The 20,239-nt window shown below is 27.6% G+C and carries 24 protein-coding genes; 13 read left to right on the forward strand and 11 right to left on the reverse strand.

Features of this window, described 5'->3' with window-relative positions; translation table 11 throughout:
* The 5 genes from BT997_RS07865 to BT997_RS07885 all read left to right on the forward strand — a co-directional run bounded on the left by BT997_RS07865 (window position 1) and on the right by BT997_RS07885 (window position 4,042).
* On the forward strand, window positions 1–723 hold the full coding sequence (locus tag BT997_RS07865; RefSeq protein WP_072680896.1) for a LytTR family DNA-binding domain-containing protein: 723 nt from the start codon (window positions 1–3) through the stop codon (window positions 721–723).
* Between the two features lie 97 nt (window positions 724–820).
* Window positions 821–1,087, forward strand: a complete 267-nt coding sequence (locus BT997_RS07870) for a hypothetical protein (RefSeq protein ID WP_072680898.1) — start codon at window positions 821–823, stop codon at window positions 1,085–1,087.
* 18 nt (window positions 1,088–1,105) lie between these two features.
* Window positions 1,106–2,647 carry an AarF/ABC1/UbiB kinase family protein gene (locus BT997_RS07875; protein WP_072680899.1) on the forward strand — a complete coding sequence of 514 codons (1,542 nt, stop codon included), beginning with the start codon at window positions 1,106–1,108 and terminating at the stop codon, window positions 2,645–2,647.
* A gap of 87 nt (window positions 2,648–2,734) precedes the next feature.
* Window positions 2,735–3,589 carry a TIGR01777 family oxidoreductase gene (locus tag BT997_RS07880; RefSeq protein WP_072680901.1) on the forward strand — a complete coding sequence of 285 codons (855 nt, stop codon included), beginning with the start codon at window positions 2,735–2,737 and terminating at the stop codon, window positions 3,587–3,589.
* A 9-nt stretch (window positions 3,590–3,598) separates the two neighbouring features.
* Window positions 3,599–4,042, forward strand: coding sequence for an SRPBCC family protein (locus BT997_RS07885; protein ID WP_072680903.1), 444 nt, complete (start codon window positions 3,599–3,601; stop codon window positions 4,040–4,042).
* 16 nt (window positions 4,043–4,058) lie between these two features.
* On the opposite strand, the gene BT997_RS07890 is transcribed toward BT997_RS07885, so the two are convergent.
* The 10 genes from BT997_RS07890 to BT997_RS07935 all read right to left on the reverse strand — a co-directional run bounded on the left by BT997_RS07890 (window position 4,059) and on the right by BT997_RS07935 (window position 11,773).
* On the reverse strand, window positions 4,059–4,571 hold the full coding sequence (locus tag BT997_RS07890) for a lipocalin family protein (RefSeq protein WP_072680905.1): 513 nt from the start codon (window positions 4,569–4,571) through the stop codon (window positions 4,059–4,061).
* Between the two features lie 16 nt (window positions 4,572–4,587).
* Window positions 4,588–4,953, reverse strand: a complete 366-nt coding sequence (locus tag BT997_RS07895) for a sirohydrochlorin chelatase (RefSeq protein ID WP_072680907.1) — start codon at window positions 4,951–4,953, stop codon at window positions 4,588–4,590.
* 1 nt (window position 4,954) lies between these two features.
* Window positions 4,955–5,485 (reverse strand): DUF3833 domain-containing protein, encoded by a 531-nt coding sequence (locus BT997_RS07900; protein ID WP_072680909.1) that lies wholly within the window; start codon window positions 5,483–5,485, stop codon window positions 4,955–4,957.
* Window positions 5,482–6,711: a cyclopropane-fatty-acyl-phospholipid synthase family protein gene (locus BT997_RS07905; protein WP_072680911.1), complete on the reverse strand. Its 1,230-nt coding sequence runs from the start codon at window positions 6,709–6,711 to the stop codon at window positions 5,482–5,484. The genes BT997_RS07900 and BT997_RS07905 overlap by 4 nt, the downstream gene beginning before the upstream one ends.
* A 2-nt stretch (window positions 6,712–6,713) precedes the next feature.
* A complete protein-coding gene (locus BT997_RS07910) occupies window positions 6,714–7,454 on the reverse strand; it encodes a DUF1365 domain-containing protein (RefSeq protein ID WP_072680913.1) in 741 nt (246 codons plus the stop codon).
* Window positions 7,451–8,701: an NAD(P)/FAD-dependent oxidoreductase gene (locus tag BT997_RS07915; protein WP_258239454.1), complete on the reverse strand. Its 1,251-nt coding sequence runs from the start codon at window positions 8,699–8,701 to the stop codon at window positions 7,451–7,453. The genes BT997_RS07910 and BT997_RS07915 overlap by 4 nt, the downstream gene beginning before the upstream one ends.
* A complete protein-coding gene (locus tag BT997_RS07920; protein ID WP_072680915.1) occupies window positions 8,698–9,237 on the reverse strand; it encodes a lipocalin family protein in 540 nt (179 codons plus the stop codon). Before BT997_RS07920 ends, BT997_RS07915 begins: the two co-directional genes overlap by 4 nt.
* 84 nt (window positions 9,238–9,321) lie before the next feature.
* Window positions 9,322–10,593 carry an MFS transporter gene (locus tag BT997_RS07925; RefSeq protein ID WP_072680917.1) on the reverse strand — a complete coding sequence of 424 codons (1,272 nt, stop codon included), beginning with the start codon at window positions 10,591–10,593 and terminating at the stop codon, window positions 9,322–9,324.
* 2 nt (window positions 10,594–10,595) lie between these two features.
* Window positions 10,596–11,015 (reverse strand): nuclear transport factor 2 family protein, encoded by a 420-nt coding sequence (locus tag BT997_RS07930; protein ID WP_072680919.1) that lies wholly within the window; start codon window positions 11,013–11,015, stop codon window positions 10,596–10,598.
* Window positions 11,012–11,773, reverse strand: coding sequence for an SDR family oxidoreductase (locus BT997_RS07935; protein ID WP_072680921.1), 762 nt, complete (start codon window positions 11,771–11,773; stop codon window positions 11,012–11,014). The genes BT997_RS07930 and BT997_RS07935 overlap by 4 nt, the downstream gene beginning before the upstream one ends.
* 172 nt (window positions 11,774–11,945) lie before the next feature.
* Here BT997_RS07935 and BT997_RS07940 point away from each other — a divergent pair, with 172 nt between their 5' ends.
* From BT997_RS07940 to BT997_RS07950, 4 genes are all read left to right on the forward strand, one after another.
* Window positions 11,946–12,365 carry a MarR family winged helix-turn-helix transcriptional regulator gene (locus tag BT997_RS07940; protein ID WP_072680923.1) on the forward strand — a complete coding sequence of 140 codons (420 nt, stop codon included), beginning with the start codon at window positions 11,946–11,948 and terminating at the stop codon, window positions 12,363–12,365.
* 108 nt (window positions 12,366–12,473) lie between these two features.
* On the forward strand, window positions 12,474–12,638 hold the full coding sequence (locus BT997_RS15550; RefSeq protein ID WP_174247212.1) for a hypothetical protein: 165 nt from the start codon (window positions 12,474–12,476) through the stop codon (window positions 12,636–12,638).
* Window positions 12,639–12,640: 2 nt separating this feature from the next.
* Window positions 12,641–13,195, forward strand: a complete 555-nt coding sequence (locus BT997_RS07945) for a YceI family protein (RefSeq protein ID WP_072680925.1) — start codon at window positions 12,641–12,643, stop codon at window positions 13,193–13,195.
* Entirely contained in the window at window positions 13,195–13,620 is a 426-nt protein-coding gene (locus BT997_RS07950; protein WP_072680927.1) for a hypothetical protein, read from the forward strand. Before BT997_RS07945 ends, BT997_RS07950 begins: the two co-directional genes overlap by 1 nt.
* Before the next feature lie 70 nt (window positions 13,621–13,690).
* Here BT997_RS07950 and BT997_RS07955 read toward each other — a convergent pair whose 3' ends face one another.
* On the reverse strand, window positions 13,691–14,164 hold the full coding sequence (locus BT997_RS07955; RefSeq protein ID WP_174247213.1) for a MarR family winged helix-turn-helix transcriptional regulator: 474 nt from the start codon (window positions 14,162–14,164) through the stop codon (window positions 13,691–13,693).
* 126 nt (window positions 14,165–14,290) lie between these two features.
* Between BT997_RS07955 and BT997_RS07960 the strand changes: the two genes are divergently transcribed.
* From BT997_RS07960 to BT997_RS07975, 4 genes are read left to right on the forward strand one after another with little or no spacing between them, the layout of a single operon-like run.
* Complete coding sequence (locus tag BT997_RS07960) at window positions 14,291–15,517, forward strand: TolC family protein (protein ID WP_072680931.1); 1,227 nt, start codon at window positions 14,291–14,293, stop codon at window positions 15,515–15,517.
* Window positions 15,514–16,215, forward strand: a complete 702-nt coding sequence (locus tag BT997_RS07965; protein WP_072680933.1) for an efflux RND transporter periplasmic adaptor subunit — start codon at window positions 15,514–15,516, stop codon at window positions 16,213–16,215. The genes BT997_RS07960 and BT997_RS07965 overlap by 4 nt, the downstream gene beginning before the upstream one ends.
* A 3-nt stretch (window positions 16,216–16,218) precedes the next feature.
* Entirely contained in the window at window positions 16,219–19,257 is a 3,039-nt protein-coding gene (locus BT997_RS07970; protein WP_072680935.1) for an efflux RND transporter permease subunit, read from the forward strand.
* A gap of 52 nt (window positions 19,258–19,309) precedes the next feature.
* On the forward strand, window positions 19,310–20,215 hold the full coding sequence (locus BT997_RS07975; protein WP_083568576.1) for an MBL fold metallo-hydrolase: 906 nt from the start codon (window positions 19,310–19,312) through the stop codon (window positions 20,213–20,215).
* The last annotated feature ends 24 nt before the right edge of the window (window positions 20,216–20,239 follow it).

Genomic DNA, 20,239 nt, shown 5'->3' on the forward strand with positions numbered 1-20,239 from the left:
ATGAAAGTACTTATAGTTGATGATGAGAAATTAGCTCTTTCTAGATTAAATAGAATATTAACAGAAGAAGGCATCTCTAATATTGTAGAGTGCAACAACCCAATAGATGCCATAAAAGAGTTATCTAAAACAAAATTTGACATAGCTTTTCTAGATATTTCTATGCCAACAATGACTGGCCTAGAATTAGCAAATACTATCTTAGATGTAAATCCTAATACCTTTATCATCTTTCAAACTGCTTTTGAAGAATATGCATTAGAAGCCTTTAAAAGTGGAGGAATAGACTATCTTTTAAAACCAATATCCAATGAGTCTGTAAAAAATGCTTTACAAAAAATAGAAAAATATATTCAAAATATAAATAATGATAAAAAAGAGACTTCAAAGAAGATTATTGCCAAAAGAGGTTCTAAAATATACATGATAGATATTGATGATATATATTATGTAAAAGCAGACTTAGATGAAGTAATTATAAAAATAAAAGAGACTGATGCATATGTTAGAAAAAAAATGCAAGATATGAATGAACTCCTAAAAGGTAAAAACTTCTTTAGAATACATCGTTCATATATTGTAAATGTCGATAAAATAAAATCAATGCAAAGTGTTGAACAATCAAAACTAGAAATTTCATTTAAAGATATAGATGATATTGTAACTAGTTCAAAAGATGGTGCAAAAGAATTTAGAGAATATATAGAGCAAAGAAGTTTATAATAAAAATAGTATAAAACTACATTTTTTAACTACTAAGCTTTATTAGAAAAAGTTAAAATCATAATGATATAAAATATCAAAAAATAAGGAGTATATCATGTTAAAAGAGTTTATTTATTCAGGAATTGGCGCTGCTGTGTTAGTAAGAGAAAAAGTAGAAGAAGAGATAAAGGTTTTTGAAAAAAAAGGAAAAATAAAAAAAACTGATGCAAAAGAGTTTATGAAAGCATTAGAAACAAAAGGGAAAGAAGAAAAAAAGAAAACAAAAAAATTTATAAAATCTTTAGTAAAAGATATAATAAAAGAGTTAGATTTAGTTACAAAAGAAGATCTTAAAAATCTAAAAAAAGAATTAAAAAAATAGATTTCTAAAGGAGCTAAAATCTCATTTTATTCACCATTAAGAGTTTATAGAGTTTTTATTTTTCTACTAACTATATATTTAGTTATTAAAAGAAAAAAAAGTTTTTTATTAATTAAACCTCTTAAACCAAAAAAATTAAAACATACTATTATTAAGCTAGGAGCTAGTTTTATTAAGCTTGCTCAAGTATTAGCTACTAGGTCTGACTTTTTTAGTGAAGACTATTTAAATGAACTTAAAAATCTCCATGACCAAATTCCAGCTATGAAGCAAAAAGATTTTGATGAAATATATTCAATCTCTTTTAAAAATCAAGATATTTTTGAAAGTTTTAATAAAACACCAATTGCCTCTGCTTCAATAGGACAAGTTCATACAGCAAGATTAAAAAATGCTAAAAAAGTCGCGGTTAAACTAAGAAGAAAAGGAATTAAACAACAAGTTCTAGCTGATATAAAAATCATTAATTTTTTTAATTATATTTTTAAGCCTCTTTTTTCTACATATACAAAAAATTCTATAGAAGCTGTAATAAAAGAGTTTTCTAAAATGATTGTTGAAGAAGTAAGCTTAAATCAAGAACTAAGAAACTTGAAAAATTTTAGAAAAGTATATAAAAATCAAGATGTCAAATTTCCTAAAGCATATAAAAAATATTCGTGTGATGATGCCCTTGTTATGAGTTTTGAAGAAGGCTTTAGATTTGATGATAAAGAAAATATATTTAAACATAAAATAAACTTCAAAAAAATCATCAAAAATTTAGTAGATTTCTATACTACTCAAATGCTAATAAACGGATATTTCCATGCAGATCCACATCCAGGAAATTTACTTGTAAATAAAAAAGGTGAATTAATCTTACTAGATTTTGGAATGGTTAAAACAGTACCAAATGATAAAAGAATCTCAATAATAGAACTAATAAAAGCTGCAAATGAACAAGACTATGAAACATATATTAGTGCTAGTAAAAGATTGGGAACAATCGCTTATGAGGCTCCTGTTGGTGAACTTACAGAATTTACTACAAAAATGTTTGAAATTTTTTCAAATGATAACCTGAGTAGTGAATCTATGCAAAAACTTGCTTTTGAAGTACTTGAAAGTACAAGAGATTTACCTTTTAAACTTCCAAGTGATGCAATATATATTTTAAGAGTTAGTGCTATTATCGAGGGATTAGGAACTACTTATATTGAAAACTTCAATGGAGTAAAAGATATATTACCAATACTTCAGAATAATCTACCAAAAGCACTTGGTGCAAAAGAATCTGTTTTTGAAACTATCATAGATGAAATTAAAGACTTACCTTTTATAACAAAAGATTTTAAAACAATGGTAAAAAAAGCAAGTGAAGGAAGCCTTGAAGTAGAGGTTTCCAAAAATCAACTCGAATATATGCAAGAGAGTTTAAAAAAACAAGTAAAATCTTATAGCTTATCTTTTGGATTTATACTTGCAGGATTTTTTTATTTGCTTTACGGTTTTGAGCCTAAAGAACTTTCAATCGCATTATTTTCAATAGGCTTTCTAAGATTAATATATAAAAGTTAAACTTTTCAACTAACATAAATACCCTACTAGTAATCCATACATCCATTATAATATTACATATATATACAAATTTCAAAGGAGGATTCCATGAAAACTGTAGCAATAACAGGTTCAAGTGGATTTGTAGGAACTAACCTTAAAAATGCATTTGAAGCAAAAGGTTTCAAAGTAATTGGTATAAAAAGAGAAGAACTAAAAAACCATGATAAATTAACTTCTATAATTGAAAAGACTAACTTACTTATAAATCTAGCTGGTGCAAATATTATTAATAGATGGACTACTAAGTATAAAAAGCTATTAGTAGATAGTAGAATAAATACTACAAAAGCATTGATTCAAGCTATTTCTAGAGCTAAAACTAAACCTGAGCTTTTTGTTTCTACTTCTGCGGTTGGAATCTATAAAAATCTTAATTGTTATGATGAAGAGTATTATGATTATGAAGATGATTTTTTAGCAAAACTTTGTAAAACATGGGAAAATGAAGCACTAAAAGTTAAAGACTTTGAAGTAAGAACTGTGATATTTAGATTTGGAATAGTTTTAGGCAAAGGAGGAGCATTAAAAAAGATGTTACCACCTTTTAAACTTGGACTTGGAGGTATTATAGGAGATGGAAGTCAAGACTTTTCATTTATTCATATAGATGATTTAATAAACGCTTATAAGTTTGTTTATGAAAAATCTTATTGTGAAGGTATTTATAACTTAACTGCTCCAACACCTACAACAAACTATTCTTTTACAAAAGCACTTGGAAAAGTATTACATAGACCAACTATCTTACCAGTTCCAGAATTTGTATTAAATCTTATATTTAGTGAAGGTGCTAAGGTAATTACAGACGGTCAATGTGTAAAACCAAAAAGATTATTGGACAGTGGTTTTAAATTTAACTTTAAAACTATAGAACATGCACTTGCAGATTTAGTAAACTAGGAGATTAACATGAAAACTTTTGAAAAAACTTCTTTGTTAAAATGTAATATTGAAGAATTATTTGATTTTCATCTTAATGTAAAAAATCTTAAAGTGATTACTCCGCTTGATACCAGTGTTGAATTATTAAATAAAGATTTCAATCCACATGAAGGTGGAATATTAAAAATCAAAACAATCAAACATTTTATTCCTACAACATGGGAAGTAAAAATTGAAAAACTACAAAGACCAAATCTTTTAGTAGATATTGCACTAAAATCACCATTTAAATATTGGGAACATTCTCATGTTTTTACAAAAAAAGGAACTCTTTGTGAGTTAAAAGATGTTGTAAAATATGAACTCCCTTTAGGAAAGTTTGGGGAGTTATTTGATTTTTTTATACAAAAAGAGTTAAAAGATATGTTCGAATTTAGACATAAAATTACAAAAGGTCTTTTAGAAGAATAATTTTACATCCCTTTTTTTATTCTTGAATTGTCCAAATCAAAGGCTCTTCACTATAACCATATTGTGGAAGTTTTTTAAGTATCTCATTCTTCCTGTTTTCATCCAGTTTTTTATCTCTTGATAAAATCCAAAAATACTTTCTAGAAGGTTCTCCAATTACTGCATAAGTATAATTCTCATCAAGATCTAAAATCCAATAATCCCCATAAAAAGGCCAGAAGAAACTAACTTTCAATTTTGTATTTGTTTCATCAATACTATAGGCACTTCCTACAGCTTCTTTTGAACTATTTGTATTAATATTTGTACACTTATTTACAACTTTTATTTCATCATTTTCTTTTAAACTATATGTTGCAGTAACATTTTTGCAATCTTTTTCAAAAGAGTGCTCATATCTTGCTATTTCATACCAAGTTCCAAGGTATTTTTTAATATCTACATTTTTTACTGTATTTAATGTGGGATTTTTAGCAGAACATCCAAGTAAAAAAATTAGACAAAAAAATGACAAAAAATAATTCTTCATAATAAAATCTCTCTTTTTAAATAGAAGCCGAAATATCTTCTAATATAATATCACTTATTTTTTCTGACTTACCAAAGTGCGTTAGAAGCATAAACTCTACTGAAGTATTATTACTCTCTAGTTCACTAATAATATCAGGTAAATCAACACTTACATGTTTTCCAGAGTTTAAAAAATATGGATAAAAATATATTTTTGAAATACCATCTTTTATAAACTTTTCAACTACAGTAGCAATCTCAGGACTTGCAAACTCTAAAAACGCAGCTTCAATTTGGGAAAACTTATCATCTTTTTCTTTTATTTCATCAACTAACTTACGAAACTCATTATTTGATAAATCTTTTTTACTACCATGGGCTATTAAAACTAAGCCATTCATTCTATTCCTTTATAATTGTTATAACCAGTTCTCCAACTGTAAAACCAAACTTTTTCATTTTTGAATGGTTTAGTATAACACCATCTTCTTGAAGATGTAGCCAATCTTTGACACTTATGTCAATTGTTGAGTCATTATAAGGAACTTTCATAACATAATCAATCATAACTGTATTTCCATTTGCAATCATTTTTGCAGTACCAACTATATCCCCTGCAGTTGCATCAAAAGTTTTTTTACCTGTAGGTTTTAACTTCCAAACTCTAGTTAATTCTTCACCATCATCATACACAAACTTTTCATCCAATGTCCCAATTCCATCTTTATCCCAAGAACCAACAAGCTTACCTTTAAAAGTTCTTATGATTTTTCCACTTCTATCTTTTACCATTCCATAAGCTGTCATATTGCCGTTGAAATATTCTTGAGGAATAAATTCAGGAGTTTTACCTTTAAAATCTTCTATTTGCATTTTTGAACATCCTGTAAAAATTAAAAATAGTACTGTTAAAAAAAGAATTTTTAGTCTCATGATGCAACCAATCCTTCATTTAAAGACATATTTTGATATCTTGTAAAGGCAATTTGAACTAAGTTTATATTTCTAGTTAAAAAAGCTGCTTCACAATAACAAAGATACATTTTCCACATTCTAATAAAGTATTCGTCAAAACCTAAATCTTTTACATCATCAAGTTTTTGATTAAAATTTTCATGCCAAATATTTAATGTTTTTGCATAATGTTCTGTATACTCTTCCATATGCAATAGATTCAATTTTGTATTTCTTGTAGTTACTTCTAAGATTTTACCAACACTTGGAAGATGACCACCTGGGAATATATACTTCTGAATAAAATCAGTACCTTTACAATACGAATCATATCTTTGATCTGGCATTGTGATTATTTGCATTACAAGTATTCCACTAGGCTTTAGTAAAGATTCACATTTTTTAAAGAACACATCAAAATACTCACGCCCTACTGCCTCAAACATCTCAACAGCAATAACTGCATCAAACTCCCCTTCCATATCCCTATAATCTTTTAACATAACATCTACAAACTCTTCTATTTCATTCTCTTTAAATCTATCTTCACAAAGCTTTTTTTGTTCTTTTGAAAGTGTTAAAGTTGTTACTTCACAACCATATTCTCTTACTAAGTGCATAGCCATAGCACCCCAACCTGAACCTATTTCTAAAACTTTAGAACCTTTTTTAAGATTTAGTTTCTTTGCAAGTAAATCTATCTTTCTTTTTTGTGCTTCAAATAATGGTTCATCAGGTTTTTCAAATACAGCAGAAGAGTACATCATCGTATCATCTAAGAAAAGTTTGAAAAACTGATTTGATAAATCATAGTGTTCAGAAATATTTTTTTGTGAACGAGTTTTAGAGTTTTTTCTTAATACATGTCTTATTTTATTTACTATAGGAAAAAGATTATAAAGGCTAAAACTCTTCTCATCTTCACTCTTTGTTTGCAATGAGTCTGAATTTATAATAGCTATCTTTATAAGTGAAGTTAAATCATCACATTCAAAATCTTTATCCATATAACTCTCTGCAAAACCTATATCACCAAATAGAGTCAGTCTTCTAAATAAATCTGCATTATTCAAAATAAGTTTAGCTCTAGGTTCTTGGTTATTTCCATATGTTTTAATTTTCCCATCGCAAAAAGTTACTTCCAAATCACCTTGAGTGATTTTTGATAAATATTCATCACCTAGTTTATTCCAAAAAGATTTCATTTTTATGCCCTCCTAACTTGATCATAAGCTTCTGGTCTATTCCATTTTAGACCTTTTATTTTAAGTTTTAAACTTTGCCAGACTGTTCTTGTTACTACCCAAAATGTAAGAAGCGTATGTCTAAAGAAAAGGGAAGTTATCGTCCTTTCATTAAAAACAAGACTTTTCCCTACAAAAGTAGAAGTCAACATTTTTTTGTCATTCTCAAATAGAACAACGCTAAGTGAGAGTTGATTATCCATATAAGTCAAGTCAAACTCATATCTTCCATCTCTATTAAAAAAAGGAGAAACATACATATCTTTAGTACTTACACCTTTATAGTGTTTATTATCTTTTGTTTCTAAAGAAATTGGATAGATAACTCTACCTCCATTATAATTATGCACCTCAGCAATCATATTTACAGGTCTATTTTTATCAAATAGAATTAATACACTAATAGGATTGAAAACATATCCTAAGATACTAGGAAGTGTAATAAACCTCATTTTTTGAGTAAGTGGAATATTATATTTATTTAGTAAATATTTTATATTCTCTTTAAAATCATCACTTTTTCCAAAATGATCTTTAGTATTAAAAGAAAATAGATTAAAACTATTTTGTGAAAATAGATTATTATCTAACTTATCAAAAGAGCTCATATCTATATCAACCATAAAAAATTTATATTTAAATTGATGTCTCTTAGGACTTACTCTTTTATGATAAATAGAACCTTCAAAAAATTTATGACTCATAACGCACATCCAAATTCTTGTGCAATTGTATTTGCACTATATAAACCATCTTCATGGAAACCATATCTCCAGTAAGCTCCTGCAAAATAAGTGTTATTTTTACCATTTATCATACTTCTTTTACTTTGAGCTTCTATTGCTTTTGCATCAAATTGAGGATGTTCATAACTAATCTCTTCAATTACCTCATCTAACTGTTTTGTTTCATTTAATGAAACAAAATACTCTTTATTAGATTTTAGATTTTGTAAACGGTTGATCCAATAAGAAAGAGTTACATTCTCTTCTTTTCCATTTGTCTTATAGTTCCATGCCGCATAAACTTTTTTGTCAGGATATAAAGCTTTAGTATCGTTATGCAATACTGCACGGTTTTGTTTATATTCAAAAGCTGATAAGATTCTAAGCTCATCTAAACTTGGCTCATCTATTAGCTTAAGAGCATCAGGAGCATGCATAGCAAAAATAACTTTGTCATATATTGACTGGGTATTATTTTCATGTATTAAAATAACTTTACCCTCTTCTCTTTTTACACTTATTACATCACTGTTTTTTATGATTTTTCCAGATATATATTTAGATATTTTTGTGACATAATTAATAGAACCACCACTAACAGTTAACCATTGATGATGAGTATCGACACCTAACAATCCATGATTTTTAAAAAACTGTAAAAAAGTTCTTGCTGGAAAGTCATTCATCTTATCACTTGGTGTTGACCAAATCGATGAACCCATAGGAATAATATATCTTTCTTTAAAATATTGTGAATAATCTTTTAAATACTCACCCAAAGATAAATCCAAATCAGGACTACTTATCTCTAAATCTTCATTTGCTTTTTTATTGAACTTTACAATATCAAAAATCATTTTATTGTGAGAGTAAGAAAATATATTTTTCTTTTGAAAATACATACCTTTTAGAGATTCCCCATTGTAAGCTAAGTTACTCTTTTGATCCCAAAAAGCAAAACTCATATCACTATTTTCTATCTTTACATCTAACTCTTCAAATAGTTTTGTAAGTAAAGGATATGTGGCATGATTAAATACTAAAAAACCAGTATCTACTCCAAAAGTTTTATCTTTTTCACTAACTTGAGTAGTTCTAGCATGACCACCTAATCTACTATCTTTTTCATAAAGGTCAACATCATGTTTTTTACTTAGTAAATACGCAGAACCTAATCCACTTATCCCTGCTCCTAAGACTGCTATTTTCAATTTTTTAGTACTCATTTGTATCGTCCTTTAGAATCTTGAGGAGTGTAAATTAACTCTGAAGTATCCATATATTTTGATAAAGAAGCAACTATACTATCTAGCTCTTCTTTTTCCATAACTGGCTTTCTGTTCATAATCCACACATACTCCATATCTTTATCAACCATTACAGCACTTGAATAATCTTCATCTAAATAAATAATTCTGTACTCTTTTGTAAATATCCAAAAATATGTCATATCTATTTGAGACATGATATTTCCATTTGATGGAACTGCTGTTCCATTGTATTCAATAAGGTTGCCACCAATTTTTGTATCAAAACATCTATTTTTTACTTCGTATTTCAAATCTTCTATAAGTTTATACTCTACGGTTGCAGCAACACAGTCTTTTTCAAAACTATTATATGTTCTTGCAACTTCGTACCATAAACCACTAAATTTTTTAGCATTTACATAATCAACAGGTTTAGGTGCTTTCACGTAGACATCAGGAGTTTGAGCTATAACCAGGGAAAAAATAAATAATACTGTAAAAAATAACTTCATCTCAAACTCCTTGTACTGTTATTCTATATTTATAAGAAGTTTTTTTGTAGGAAAAAAATGTTTATTGGTAGAGTCTTTAAAATGTTATGATTTTTTATCAGTATATTTATTGATAAAAAATATAGCTATTAATTTTATACACACAGGAAAAAGACCATATAAAAAAGATAATACCAACAAAGAAGTCACACTTGGATTTGATGCTTCAAAATCAAAAATACCAAGAATAATAAAACTTGCAGCAACAGCAAGAGCAAGTGAGAGTTTTGTAATCATAGTCCAAATACCAAAAAGCAAACCAGAGATATTTGTTTCAAACCTCTTTGACTCTTGTACCATATCACTTTGAATTGCAGTAGGCAAAGCCATATCAGCACCTAAAGATAAACCAGAAACTAAACTAATAATAATAAAAGCAGTCAAATCTCCAGCTTCTAAAAATGGTACAAAAATAAAAGCACTACAAGCAAGTAAAATAGAACTAAGCCAAGTATTCTTTTTACCAATTTTATTTGACAACATATTCCAAAAAGGAAGAGCAAGAATTCCAGCAAAGAAATATAAAATCAAAATAATCCCACTAGAATCCTTTTCTTCTATAATTAATTCTATAAAAAGCAAAAAAAGTGTTGCCGGAAGTGCATTTGCTAAGTTGTTAAAAAAGTAGCCTATTTGTAAGTATTTTAAATCATTTAGATTTTGATATATAGTCTTAACACTTTTAATAGAAAACTTATCATTTATACTATTTAGTTTGATTTTTATCGCTTTTAAACTTACTAAAAAAAGAGGAATAAAAAGAACTAAAAATGACAAATACAATATCTCTAAAGTTTCTTGCGAGTTTTGAGATACTTTATAAATATAAGGAACTATCAAAGCTATAAGAACTCCAATAATAGTAAAAAACTCTCTTGAACTATTTAATACAGTTTTATCCTCATATCTTTGACTTATCTCCGAACTCCAAGTCAAATATGGAATATTTATCATACTCCAACCAATATATATCAAAATAGAAAAAACTAAAAGCCAAAATTCTGGATAATCCAAACTTGGATTTATAAGAGAATAAAAACTAAAAATCAATACTAAAGAACCTAAAATCATGATAGGCTTTCTACTATTGAAATACTCCACACTCTTGTCACTTAAATATCCAAAAAAAGGATCTGTAAAAACATCAGTTAATCTTGCAATAAAAAGTATCAATCCAACAACTGCAATATCAATACCAACATCTGTTGCATAAAAAGTAGGCAAATATATGTATAAAGGAAGTCCTACTATAGCTAAAGGAATAGCTATAAGACTGTAGTAAATTATCAAACTCTTTGATAGTTTTTGAGTTTCCATAGTTAACTCTTAATTCTACTTTTGATAAATTTTATAAAAGAAGAAACAATAGGAATTTTTTCATATAAATTACTTGAAGAATCCCAATAGTCTGTATGTGATATCACTTTATCATTTTGATTAAACTCTATTCTACTAACTCCTTCAAAAGACTCTTCTTTATCACTGTTTTTAAAACTAAATATAAAATCCCATCTTATATATACTATATCTTTTTGTTCAACTATTTCTCTAACTTTGAACCTTGGGTCATCAAGTTTTAAATACATATCCTCAAAAATAGAATATATCTTTTCAACTCCTTGAACCTCATGAAAAGGGTCTTTAAACCTCACATCTTTATCAAATATTTTTTTATACTCTTCTATGTGAGTATCACTACTTATATTTTCAAAAAAAGAAGCATAGTTTACAGCTCTCATGGCAACATCTTTTTTGTAAGTGATAAAGAGATTTTATATGGAAGAAATCTTAATAATCTTAAAAAAGAAGATAAACCAAAAGGAAATCTAATCTCAAAAGATGATGGTTTTTCAATGCCTTCAAGTATTTTTTGGGCTGTATATTTTGGTTCCATTAGTTGTGGCATTTCAAACTTGTTTTTTGCAGTAAGTCTTGTTTTTACAAAACCATGATTTACTATTTGAAGTTTTATACTTGATAATTCTAACTCAGGATTAATAGATTCTGCAAGATTAACTAAAGCAGCCTTTGGAGCAGAATACCCTCCTCCTTGAGGAAGACCAAAATAAGAAGAAAGACTACAATTCCATACCCAATGGCCTTTATTAGAATCTTTAAAATAAGGATAAAGATTTGTCATAAGTCTTACAACACCAAGGTAATTTACCTCATTCATCTGTTCAAACTTCTTAGTATCCCAAGAATCAATACTCATAACATCGTAAGCACCTGCGTTGTAAAACCAGATATCAATACCATCATAAGTATTCCAAGCTTCTTCTACCTTACTACTAATATCATCTTTTGAGGAAACATCAATATCAAGTAGGTTTATTTTATCAGGGTATTCTTCTTTTAGTTTAATCAAAACCTCGCTATTAGAAGCATTTCTAGAACTAGCAACTACAAGATAGTCACTATTTACACATAGTTTTACTAACTCTAAGCCAATACCACTACTACCACCAACTATCCAAATTCTTTTTTTAGGTTCCATAATGAAGCCTTTTTTATTTTATTATAGTTGTTTTGTGTATTTTTGGTAGTGCTTGGATGTTAATTTATAATTCTTTTAAAATAAATTTAGTTGCTACAGCAACCAATTAAGCAAATATTAATATTAGTTAATATAAACTTTCAACATGGATATATTTAAAAACGACTTTATTTTGTCAAATTCTATTGGTCATGTAGTGAATATCGTAGCAAATAGAATGAAAGCAGAACTTGAAAACACATTTGCAAAAACTGGTCATGATATTACTGCTTTACAGTGGATGGTACTTAGTATTATTTATGAGAATAATAGTATCACACAAAATAAACTATCGGAACTAAGTAAAAAAGATAAGACTAATATCGCAAGGATAATAGAGAAACTTGAAAAAAAGAATCTTATTGAGAAACTTAGAGATGATGTTGATAAAAGAGCTTTTAGATTATATCTTACTAATGAAGGAAAAAGTTTAAAAGAGGAATTGACACAAGTTACACTAGATGTATTAAAAAAATCTACAAAAAGTATTTCTGAAGAAGAACATACAATGTGTCTAAATGTATTGAAAAAAATTTACTTAAATTTAGAGTAATTTTTTTTTAATTATATTAGTTGCTACAGCAACCAATATAATTGATTTTATGCTTTGAAAGCATATTTAACAAAAAGTATAGTTGCTACAGCAACAAAGGAGTTAATCATGAGTAAAATAGTTTTAGGTTCTAGCATTGTATTAGCACTGCTATTCGTAGGTTGTGGATTAAAAAGAGATTGTGACTTAAAAGACAAAAAATGTTTTAAAAATAAAAGTTTAAAAATAGAAGATAGAAATCAAACAAAGAAAAAAGCATATATAGGAGAATAATTATGAAAAAATTTATATTGATTTTAATGGTATTAGTTTCAAGTGCATTTGCAAAAGAAAGTTATGTAATAGATAATAACAATTCAAATGCTTATTTTAAATCTCAAGCAGATATGCTACTTTTTATAGATGATGAAATTATTGGTGTTAATTACAACTTAAGGGGAAAGTTAGACACGGAAGAAGGCATTGTAAAAGGTAAGATTTTTATTGATAGTAGTTCTTTTGATAGTGATAATGAAACAAGGAATTCACATATAAGTGAAATTTTAAACTATCAAAACTTCAATAACATCATTATTACAATTCAAGAAGAAGTAAAAATAGATAATAAACTATTTTTAAAAGGAAATCTCTTTGTTAATGGAGTAGATAAAAAAGTAACTATTCCAGTTAAAAAGAAACAAGAAAACAATAATATTATTTATACAGGAAAAATTATTGTTAAATATAGTGACTTTAATATTGAACCACCAACTGTTGCAGGGGGAGTTATAAAAAAAGCAAAAGATGAAATAGAAATTGGTGCAAGAATAGCATTTTTAAGGAGTAAATAATGGCTTATAAATTACATAAAGTATTTGCTTTTATATCATTTTTATCAATAACACTATTTTTTACTTCAACATTAATTGTTGAATTATTCTTTGGTTTTGAGCAAATTGCATTTGTTAAAGATAAAATAGTTTGTCCAGGACTTTTTATATTAGTTCCATCAATTATAATTACTGCAATTAGTGGAAATATTATTGCTAAAAAAAGTAAAAAAGTAGAATTAATAAAAGTTAAGAAAAAAAGAATGCCTATTATTGCTTTTAATGGTGTTGTAATATTAATACCTTGTGCAATTTATTTAAATATCTTAGCTTCAAGTGGAACTTTTGATACCGTATTCTATTCTGTTCAACTCTTAGAGCTATTTGCTGGTGCTACAAATATGACTTTGATGTTTATGAATATTAGAGATAGTAGAAAAGCATAATTAAAATCTAAAACTCTATATAAGTGTCATTTTATATAGAGTTTTTTATAAGTATTTAATTTTCAATCCTTTAAACATTATTCAAAATTTTTTTAAATGCCTTTTCTAATATTTCTATTTCTGTTTCATTTAATATTTCAAAAAATTTACCTTCTTCTGCCCTAAACTTAGGAATGCAGTCCTCTACAATTTCTGCTCCTGCTTCTGTAAGATAGATTAAAGAACTTCTCTTGTCTTCTGAGGATGCTTTTTTATAAATTAAATTTTTAAACTCTAGTTTTTTTACCACTTTACTCATTCCACCTGAAGTAAACAAAAGTCTTTCTGAAACTTCTTTTGCAGTTAGTCCATTATTAAAAACATGTAATGTAGCTAACATATCCATTTCAGCCCTTGTAAGACCATGTTCTTCATATATATGCTTCATAGAAGCTTGTATCATGTCATTAACTCTATTCATTGGTAAGCCTATAATCGGAGTTCTTTCATTAATCTGTTTTTTTTCTATTTCACTAAGAAATGTATCTAAAAATTTATTTTCCATAAGAAACTTTAACATAATAATATTAAATTCTTTCAAAACTAACTTCTTAGTAAGCTAATTATAAGTTAATAGATGTTACATTTTCACAAATAAAGCTTCCTAGGAAGTCAAACTTAAGGATTCTAAATGTATAAAAAAATGATTACAATACTTTTCTTTCCAATTTTTCTTTTTTCAGAAAACTTAGATGAGTTAATAAATATATCAATAAAAAATAGACTCATAGATTCTTCAGTCCAAAATCTAAACTCTATTGAAGAAAACTATAATAGCACAAAAAAAGCCTATTTACCTAGCTTAAGTATAAATGGAAGATATTCAAATGTAAGCGAAGAGACAATTTCTAATCCTAAAAATTCTATCTCTGCATCTGCTTCAATTTCATATAATGCTTATGATGGAGGAAAGAAAGATTTAATTTATAAATCTTTTGAGACACAAATTGGAAGTTCTAAAGAAAGTATAATTTATCAAAAAAATCAAATTTCCTTGGAAGTTACTTCTTATTATTATAATTATCTATCATATCTTGCTAAAAAAGATGCAAAACAAAAAGAAATTGAACAGTTAAACGCTCAATATGTAAGATTAGAAAGATTTTTAGATGCAGGAGTAACTACTGTTGATGAACTTGACAAAATTGTTTCAAGAGTTGAAAGTGCAAATGTTGAATTGCACGAAATTGAATTAAACCTACAAACAATTATTCACAATCTAGAATATATTTTAGGGAAAAGCGTTCTTATTGCTAATGGTTCAAAAATCAAATTAGTAAAGGATGAAAAAAATATTAGAGCTGATATTAAAGCTTTAGAGCTTAATATGCAAAATAAATTAATATTGGCAAAACAAGAAAAAACGGCAATAAATCCAAATGTAACCTTAGATAATACATATACATATTATGAAAACATGTATGACAATGATAATTATGATAGTAATTTAGACAATCAAAATGTTTTAAGTTTAAATGTTTCTTGGAAAGTTTTTGATTTTGACTCTACTAAAAAAGCTTATGAGTCAGCTTATAAATCATATCTTAGTTCAAAATCAACATATGAATATGAAAAAAATAGAGCTGAAGTTGATTTAAAACTAGCACATAAGTCATATGACATTGCAAAGCTAAAAATTAAATCAGCAGAAGCTGGATTAAAAGCTGCAACTAGTACATATGATTTTACTTTAAAAAAATATGAAAATGGAATAGTAGATAATGTAACTTTCTTAGAAGCATTAAGTGAAAAATATGATGCCATTTCTTTATTAGAAAGTGCAAAATACGATTTAGAAGTAAAAAAAGCAAATGTTGTTTTTTATAGTGGTAAAAATTTATGGGAGTATGTAAAATGAGAAAATTAATATTAGTAGCCTTGGCACTTATTTTAAATTTAGAAGCAAAAGAGATTTATGCAACATTTGATGTAAAGGCAACAAAAAGTGCAAACTTAGCTTTTGATAATAGTGGTATTGTAAAGGAAGTGTTAGTTGATATTGGAAGTGTTGTAAAAAAAGGTCAAAAACTTTCAAGTTTAGAAAATGAAGATGTAAAAGCAAGACTTAGTGTAAATCAAGTAGCTTTAAAGTACAAACTTGCTGATTATAAAAGACAAAAGAAAATTAGAAATATTATTGATAAAGAGAAGTTTGGTAACTATGAATATGCGTATAAAAATGCAAATGCAGAGGTAATTTATCAAAAAGCTGTATTAGATAAAACTTATTTAAATGCACCTTTTGATGGCATTATTATCTCAAAAGATGTAGAGGTTGGAGATATGGTATCTCAACAGTCTTCTAAAACTCTTTTTCAAATTGAATCATTATCAAATGTAAAATTAGTTTTAAAGTTTGATTCAAAATATTGGAATGATGTAAAGGTTGGTCAAATATTTAAATATCAACTTGATGGTGATAGTAAAAAATATGAAGAGAAAATTTCTAAAGTTTACCCTTCAATTGATTCAGATTCTAGAACATTAAGTGCTGAAGTTCTAACAAAAAACATCCCTACAGGTCTTTTTGGTACGGGTTTTATTATAACGGAGTAAAAGATGTATCAATTTGCATTAAATAGACCCATAACTGTGTTAATGGGTGTTTTAACATTTATTGTTTTTGGAATTATGTCGTATAGAACAATGCCCGTAAATCTTTTTCCTAATATTGATTTTCCAATTGTTACTATTCAAACAACGTATAAAGGAGCAGATGCTTTAACTGTTGAATCAAAAGTTACAGATTTAATAGAAGAATCTGTAAGTGGTATTGATGGTATTGAGCAAATTACTTCTAGTAGTTTTGAAGGATTTAGTACTGTAGCTATTACCTTTGAACTTGAACGTGATATTGCTGAAGCATCTAATGATGTAAGGGATAAGATTGGTACTATAGATTTACCTCAAGGTGTAGATAATCCTATAGTTTCAAAAGTAAGTGCTAGTGGAAGTGTTATAAATCTTTTTATTTCAGATAAAGCAGGTGACACACAAAAACTGATGTTACTTGCCGATGAAAAGATGAAACCAAAACTTCAAAGAGTAAGAAATGTTGGTGATGTTGATATTATTGGTTTTCAAGATAGAGAGATTAGAATTTTTGTAAATCCTGATTTATTAAATAAATATGATATTAGTGCATTAGAACTTCAAAATACTATTACAAATGAAAACTATAGAGCAAGTGCCGGAAAAGTAATTAATGATAAACAAGAAGTGATTATTAAATCTCGTGGTGATGCTCTTAAAATTTCAGAACTTAAAAATATAAATATTAAAGAAGGTGTAAAGCTTAGTGATATTGCAACAGTTTTTGATGGACTTAGTGATGAAGATAGTTTTTCAGAACTTAATGGTTTAAAAGGTGTAATGCTTACCGTTGAAAAAATTTCTGGAACAAATGCTTTAGATATTATTGATGGGGTTAAAGACATTTTTCCAGAACTTGAAAGCCTTGCAGGTGAAAATTATAAATTAAAACTTATTCAAGATGAGAGTAAGAAAATATTAGTAAGTTTAAATCAAGTGAAATTTGACCTTGTATTTGGAGCTCTTTTAGCAGTAGTTATTGTCTTTTTATTTTTACGAAATGTAACAGCAACTATTCTTTCAGCTTTTGCAGTACCTATTTCTATTATAGGTACTTTTGCTGTGATGGATTACTTAGGATATGACTTAAATAAACTATCTCTTATTGGACTAACTCTTGCTATTGGTATATTTATAGATGATGCAATTGTTGTTATTGAAAATATTATGAAAAAGATGGAAGAAGGACTACCTAGGTTTGAAGCCACATTAGTTGGTACAAAAGAGATTGCTTTTTCAGTTTTAGGAATTTCTGCAATGCTTTTAGCTGTATTTATTCCTATTGCTTTTATGGATGGTTTAGTTGGAAAGTTCTTTAACTCTTTTGCAATGACTGTTGCTTGTGGTGTTGTTATTTCATATTTTGTAGCAATTATGTTTATACCTGCTTTTGGTTCTAGAATGCTTAGTCATAAAGAGAGTAAGTTCTTTTATGCAACTGAACCAATTTTTCAAAAATTAGATAGAGGGTATGTTTTTATTTTAAGGTATCTTGTTAAATTTAAGTATCTTACAATTTTATCTGTTGTTGGATTCCTTTTTCTAGGAATTATGGCTTCAAAAAATGTAGGTATGGACTTTTTACCTATTGAAGATACGAGTGAATACCAAATATTAATAAAAGGTGATATTGGAATTTCTTTAGATGAAATGAAAAGAAAAGTAGCTCCAATTGTTGAAGTGGTAAATAAAGAGGAAAATACAGTAGATAGCGTATTATCTATTGGTTATACAGACTCTAAAGAGTCTCATAAAGCGAAGATTTATGTAAGAATAAAACCTTTAAAAGAGAGAACTGTTAATCAGTCTTCTATTATTAAAAAGCTAAGAAAAGAGTTTTCATCTATAAAAGATATGATTATTACTATTGAACCAGTACCTGCCATATCAACAGGAGAAAGTAATGCTAATGTTCAAGTTGTAGTAAAAGGTGATACTTTAGAAGGATTAAATAAAACATCTAAAGATATTAAGGCACTTCTAAAAACTATTGATGGAACAGTTGACATAGATAGTGACTTTGATGATAATAAACCAGAATATAAGATTACTATTTTAAGAGAGAACGCAAAACAAAAAGGTGTAACAACACAACAAATTGCAAGCCTTTTATCGGCAGCTTTTTCAAGTGATATTAGCATTAGTACCTTTGAAGATAGAGGTAAACAATATGATGTAACAATAAGACTTGAAGATTCTTCAAGAAGAGACTTGAATGATATTAAAAAGATTTATGTAAGAGCTATAAATGGGGATTTAGTATCTCTTGATGGTTTAGTAAATATTGAAAAACAAGTAGGCGTTGCAACTGTAAATAGGTTTGATAGAGAAAGAAAAGTTATGGTAACAGCATATAAAACTGAAGATGTTGCCTTAGATTCAATAGTTGCTAAACTTGATGAGAAACTGCCTGAGATTTTACCTCCTGGATATACATATAGGTATACAGGTGAAATTGAAAGAATGCAAGATACTATGGTAAGCTTTGGTGCAGCTATAACTTTAGCAGTAATTTTAATCTACCTTATTTTAGCTGCACTTTATGAATCAGTTATTCAACCTATTATTATAATGGTTTCAATGCCATTATCTATTGTAGGTGTTCTTATGGCTTTAGGTTTAACAGGAATGAATTTTTCTTTATACGTAATGATTGGAATGATTTTACTTCTTGGAATGGTTGGTAAAAATGCGGTATTGGTTGTAGATTTTGCAAATCAAGCAATTAAAGATGGTAAAAAAGTTGAAGAAGCTCTTTTAGAAGCAGGAGAAAAAAGACTAAGACCAATTTTAATGACAACTTTTGCAATGATAGGAGCGATGCTTCCTCTAGCACTAGGAACTGGAGCAGGACATGAAAGTAATGCCCCAATGTCAATAGCTGTTATTGGTGGACTTATAAGTTCAACAATACTTACATTATTGGTTGTTCCAGCAATTTATAGAATTTTATATCCAGTTGATGCTTGGCTTAGAAAATTTTATGAGAAAGAGCAAATTGTATAAAAAATTTGGTGTATTAAGCTAGATACTTAATATTAAAAAAAAAGGAGAAGATATGCATAAGATGATAGTTTACTTTCTATTAGTAATAGCTTGTGTGTCAAATAGTATTGCACATAATGGTGGAAATATTGAAAAAAGGGTAGTCTCTTGGAAGTCAACAGAACTTGCAAAGGGCATTTATATGCTTGAAGGAAAAGCTGGTAACCCTGGTGCTAATTTAGGATTATTAGTTGGTAAGGATGGAGTTATTCTTATTGATAATGGTTTACCAAAAGTGATTGAAATGACAATGAAAACAATTGGAAAAATAGCAGGAGGAGATGTTAGCTTTGTTATTAATACACATGGACATTTAGATCATACAGGAGGGAACCCTGCCTATGCAAAAAAAAATGTAACGATAGTAGCTCATGACAATACACGTAAAGAGTTGCAATCTAATAAAGAGTTTAACCAAATAGGCTTACCTAATATAACATTTAATGATGAAATTACATTTTATTTAAATGGACAAACAGTAAATGCATTTTATATCCAACCAGCGCATACTAATAATGATGTAGTCATATATTTTAAAGATGCAAATATAATTCATGCTGGTGATATGTTCTTTAATAAAAAATTTCCATTTATCGATTTAGATAGAGGTGGCGATATTGATGGTTTTATTGCTGGACAAAAGAAAATCATTGAGTTAATAAATAAAGATACAAAAATTATTCCAGGACATGGTTTACTTGCAAATAAAAAAGATTTACAAACAGCAGTAAATATGCTTATTGATGCTAAAAAGCGTGTGAAAGATTTAGTTGATAAAGGTATGTCAAAAGAAGAAGTGCTTACAATAAATCCACTAGCAACTTATGAAAAATGGAGTTGGAATCATATTAGTACAAAAAAAATGACTGAAATTCTTTATCGAGCATTAACTACAAAAAAAGAACAAACAAAAAATTAATAATCAGGTATTAAAAAAACTCTT

Origin of the sequence: Arcobacter sp. LA11 (genome assembly GCF_001895145.1) — a bacterium.
In the GTDB taxonomy this organism is placed as follows: Bacteria; Campylobacterota; Campylobacteria; order Campylobacterales; family Arcobacteraceae; genus Halarcobacter.

What these genes read in the sequence shown, in the direction of transcription:
- BT997_RS07945 (WP_072680925.1), top strand. Translation starts at nt 12,641, where the DNA reads ATGAAAAAATTTATATTGATTTTAATGGTATTAGTTTCAAGTGCATTT.
- BT997_RS07960 (WP_072680931.1), top strand. Translation starts at nt 14,291, where the DNA reads ATGTATAAAAAAATGATTACAATACTTTTCTTTCCAATTTTTCTTTTT.
- BT997_RS07895 (WP_072680907.1), bottom strand. Translation starts at nt 4,953, where the DNA reads ATGAATGGCTTAGTTTTAATAGCCCATGGTAGTAAAAAAGATTTATCA.
- BT997_RS07900 (WP_072680909.1), bottom strand. Translation starts at nt 5,485, where the DNA reads ATGAGACTAAAAATTCTTTTTTTAACAGTACTATTTTTAATTTTTACA.
- BT997_RS07890 (WP_072680905.1), bottom strand. Translation starts at nt 4,571, where the DNA reads ATGAAGAATTATTTTTTGTCATTTTTTTGTCTAATTTTTTTACTTGGA.
- BT997_RS07955 (WP_174247213.1), bottom strand. Translation starts at nt 14,164, where the DNA reads ATGGAAAATAAATTTTTAGATACATTTCTTAGTGAAATAGAAAAAAAA.
- BT997_RS07880 (WP_072680901.1), top strand. Translation starts at nt 2,735, where the DNA reads ATGAAAACTGTAGCAATAACAGGTTCAAGTGGATTTGTAGGAACTAAC.
- BT997_RS07965 (WP_072680933.1), top strand. Translation starts at nt 15,514, where the DNA reads ATGAGAAAATTAATATTAGTAGCCTTGGCACTTATTTTAAATTTAGAA.
- BT997_RS07865 (WP_072680896.1), top strand. Translation starts at nt 1, where the DNA reads ATGAAAGTACTTATAGTTGATGATGAGAAATTAGCTCTTTCTAGATTA.
- BT997_RS07925 (WP_072680917.1), bottom strand. Translation starts at nt 10,593, where the DNA reads ATGGAAACTCAAAAACTATCAAAGAGTTTGATAATTTACTACAGTCTT.
- BT997_RS07920 (WP_072680915.1), bottom strand. Translation starts at nt 9,237, where the DNA reads ATGAAGTTATTTTTTACAGTATTATTTATTTTTTCCCTGGTTATAGCT.
- BT997_RS07970 (WP_072680935.1), top strand. Translation starts at nt 16,219, where the DNA reads ATGTATCAATTTGCATTAAATAGACCCATAACTGTGTTAATGGGTGTT.
- BT997_RS07950 (WP_072680927.1), top strand. Translation starts at nt 13,195, where the DNA reads ATGGCTTATAAATTACATAAAGTATTTGCTTTTATATCATTTTTATCA.
- BT997_RS15550 (WP_174247212.1), top strand. Translation starts at nt 12,474, where the DNA reads ATGAGTAAAATAGTTTTAGGTTCTAGCATTGTATTAGCACTGCTATTC.
- BT997_RS07975 (WP_083568576.1), top strand. Translation starts at nt 19,310, where the DNA reads ATGCATAAGATGATAGTTTACTTTCTATTAGTAATAGCTTGTGTGTCA.
- BT997_RS07885 (WP_072680903.1), top strand. Translation starts at nt 3,599, where the DNA reads ATGAAAACTTTTGAAAAAACTTCTTTGTTAAAATGTAATATTGAAGAA.
- BT997_RS07935 (WP_072680921.1), bottom strand. Translation starts at nt 11,773, where the DNA reads ATGGAACCTAAAAAAAGAATTTGGATAGTTGGTGGTAGTAGTGGTATT.
- BT997_RS07905 (WP_072680911.1), bottom strand. Translation starts at nt 6,711, where the DNA reads ATGAAATCTTTTTGGAATAAACTAGGTGATGAATATTTATCAAAAATC.
- BT997_RS07930 (WP_072680919.1), bottom strand. Translation starts at nt 11,015, where the DNA reads ATGAGAGCTGTAAACTATGCTTCTTTTTTTGAAAATATAAGTAGTGAT.
- BT997_RS07915 (WP_258239454.1), bottom strand. Translation starts at nt 8,701, where the DNA reads ATGAGTACTAAAAAATTGAAAATAGCAGTCTTAGGAGCAGGGATAAGT.
- BT997_RS07910 (WP_072680913.1), bottom strand. Translation starts at nt 7,454, where the DNA reads ATGAGTCATAAATTTTTTGAAGGTTCTATTTATCATAAAAGAGTAAGT.
- BT997_RS07870 (WP_072680898.1), top strand. Translation starts at nt 821, where the DNA reads ATGTTAAAAGAGTTTATTTATTCAGGAATTGGCGCTGCTGTGTTAGTA.